The sequence below is a fragment of the Burkholderia sp. AU45388 genome (assembly GCF_030481585.1).
GTDB lineage: Bacteria > Pseudomonadota > Gammaproteobacteria > Burkholderiales > Burkholderiaceae > Burkholderia > Burkholderia sola.
Genome location: NZ_JAUJPV010000060.1, coordinates 1 through 2,253, shown reverse-complemented (window position 1 = coordinate 2,253; position 2,253 = coordinate 1). Strand labels below are relative to the sequence as shown.

At 60.8% G+C, this 2,253-nt stretch carries 1 protein-coding gene and 3 pseudogenes; 2 read left to right on the top strand and 2 right to left on the bottom strand.

The window, feature by feature from the left end:
- Positions 1–128 precede the first annotated feature (128 nt).
- A pseudogene (locus tag QZM72_RS35410) lies at positions 129–725 on the top strand (IS6 family transposase); the annotation flags it as partial.
- Between the two features lie 62 nt (positions 726–787).
- On the opposite strand, the pseudogene QZM72_RS35405 reads toward QZM72_RS35410, so the two are convergent.
- Positions 788–1,000 (bottom strand): annotated as a pseudogene (locus QZM72_RS35405) (transposase); the annotation flags it as partial.
- A 96-nt stretch (positions 1,001–1,096) separates the two neighbouring features.
- Between QZM72_RS35405 and QZM72_RS35400 the strand changes: the two are divergent.
- Positions 1,097–1,942: a DUF3626 domain-containing protein gene (locus QZM72_RS35400; protein WP_301740431.1), complete on the top strand. Its 846-nt coding sequence runs from the start codon at positions 1,097–1,099 to the stop codon at positions 1,940–1,942.
- Between the two features lie 96 nt (positions 1,943–2,038).
- Here QZM72_RS35400 and QZM72_RS35395 read toward each other — a convergent pair.
- Positions 2,039–2,128, bottom strand: a pseudogene (locus QZM72_RS35395) (IS5/IS1182 family transposase); the annotation flags it as partial.
- Between the last annotated feature and the right edge of the window lie 125 nt (positions 2,129–2,253).

The window sequence follows — 2,253 nt, the reverse complement described above, 5'->3', positions numbered from 1 at the left end:
GAAAATGGGGTTGCGAAAAACGGCAAAAAACCGCAATCTTGAAGCCGTTCGAATCCGCGTTTTACTCCCGTTTCTGCTGGCCTCTTTACGCCGATCAACCCCGGCTTCTTTACGGCGATCATTGACACGGCGTGACAGTGACCTACGAATCAGTACGCAACTGGTGTGACCGGTTCGGTGCGCAGTTTGCCCATTGCGCGAAAGCCGTGCGCGGCAGGCCGGGCACGACCTGGCATCTCGATGAACTGTTCGTGAAGCTGCGCGGCGAGCCGTACGTGCTGTGGCGCGCGGTAGATGAGCACGGCATGGAGCTGGACGTGCTGTTGCAGAAGCGCCGCGACAAGGCGGCAGCGAAGCGCTTCTTCAGACGCATCCTGCGCGCAAACCCGGTACCCCGGAAGATCGTGACCGACCAGCTGCGCAGCTACCCGGCGGCAAAGGCAGAGGTGCCCGAACTGGACGGGGTGAAGCACGTGTTTGTGAAGGCCTGTGCGCGGGTGAACAACCGGGCAGAAAACCGTCACCAGCCCACGCGCCGGCGTGAGCGCCAGATGCAGGGCTTCCGCGATCCACGACGCACGCAGCGCTTTCTGTCGAGTTTCGGTCTGATCCGGCAACACTTCGCGCTACCCCGTCACTGCATGAGCGCTGCGGATCACCGCACCCGGCTGAAGGAACGCATTGCCAGCTGGTACCGCTGGAGCGACGCAGGCTTCGCCCGATAATCAACAGGACTCCTTCTCATCACGAATGAAAACAGCCTCCTGCACTGAACTTGACAAAGCCCTCGGTCCAGTACGCCGTTGCGAGACCAGCGGTTCATGCGCGTGTAGATCGTGTGCCAGCGGCCAAAACGTGGCGGCAGGCCGCGCCATTTACACCCGTGCTCGGCAACATAGAGGATCGCGTTGAGCACTTGCAGGTTCGACAGACTCACATTACCCCGCTGTCGCGGCAGACAATGTTCGATCTGTTTGAATTGGGCTTCGGTGATTTCCATCTCCGAAGCATAACCTTAATTCAATGTAGTGTGAACACGCCCTAATGCGCTGCCGGTAGAATTGGCCAATTGCATCCGTGAAGCTTCCACGCCACCATGTCATCTACCCGAACCTCCGCCGGCCGTGCGTGGGCCTACATTGCCGCGAGATCTGCGGGCCAGCCGGTCGATCCGGGTTGGCGCGTAACGCTGAACTTCCACCCTGATCGGATGTTTCGCGGGCGGCCGCTGCTGGCGGTGATGGCCGAAGATGGCGTGTATCGATCGCAGTTCGAAACTGGCACGAGCAATGGCGGGCTGACCGCCTACCCCGGTGGCGATCGGTGGCAATGGGAAAGCCGAATCTTCGGGCAGGCCTATGACACAGCACCTCCTTCCGAGCGGCCACGCTATGGCGCGCTGAATCTGGGTCATGCAGCAGCTGGCGCAGCGCCACGCTTTGGCTCGGCGCATCTGCGGCTTGCTCCTTGCGTGCTGGCTCGAACGACATTTTGCCACCCAGACAGTGTCTACGAGCCGAGCCACTTCGGCGTAGCCGATCGCTTCGCCCTTGCCGAACATCTGGCTGCTGTGGCGGGGCAAGGCGATCCGCTTGACCATTACATCGAGGCTCACGTCCATGGTGGGGTGCTAATCGCGCGCGACGTGGAGGCCATCGTACTCGACCCATCATTTCGGCATACGGACGTTGAGGCGCTTGCCAACGCATTGCCCTGTCGTGTCGAATGGCACGCCGGCTTTCGCGCAGGTGCAGATTTGCTGCGCCGACAGCACGAGTACCGCGGCCCAGCCGTCGCAGAACTTGCTGCGACCCTTGCAGGCGCGCACCTGCTGACACCGGCGCGGATTGGCGAGGCCGTACGCGTCGGCCAGCACGATCCGCAGATGCTTAAACAGGCGTGGCACTGCCTGGCCCGTTTTGGCAACTGCAACTACCGCTGAGCCACGCTCGCCTTGGCGCAGTCCTCTCGTCCCATCCATGGCGGACATGACCCTGCCTCGATTTCGCGTACAGCAGGAATTTTGTTAGAGGCCAGTTCAAAAACCCTGCTCAGCTCGCCTGAAGATGTTCCAGCAGACGAGCGAGCAGCCAAGTTTCAGGAATGCTTCGTGAATGTAAGCACGTTGACCTGCCCCCGGTTTTAGTCCGAACTGCAGTTAGAGTCCGAGGTTAAAAACTGCTGCTTTGCATCGTGCGCCCGAGCGAACTGCACCGGCGTCAGATAGCCGAGTGAACTATGAGGCCGCTCGGT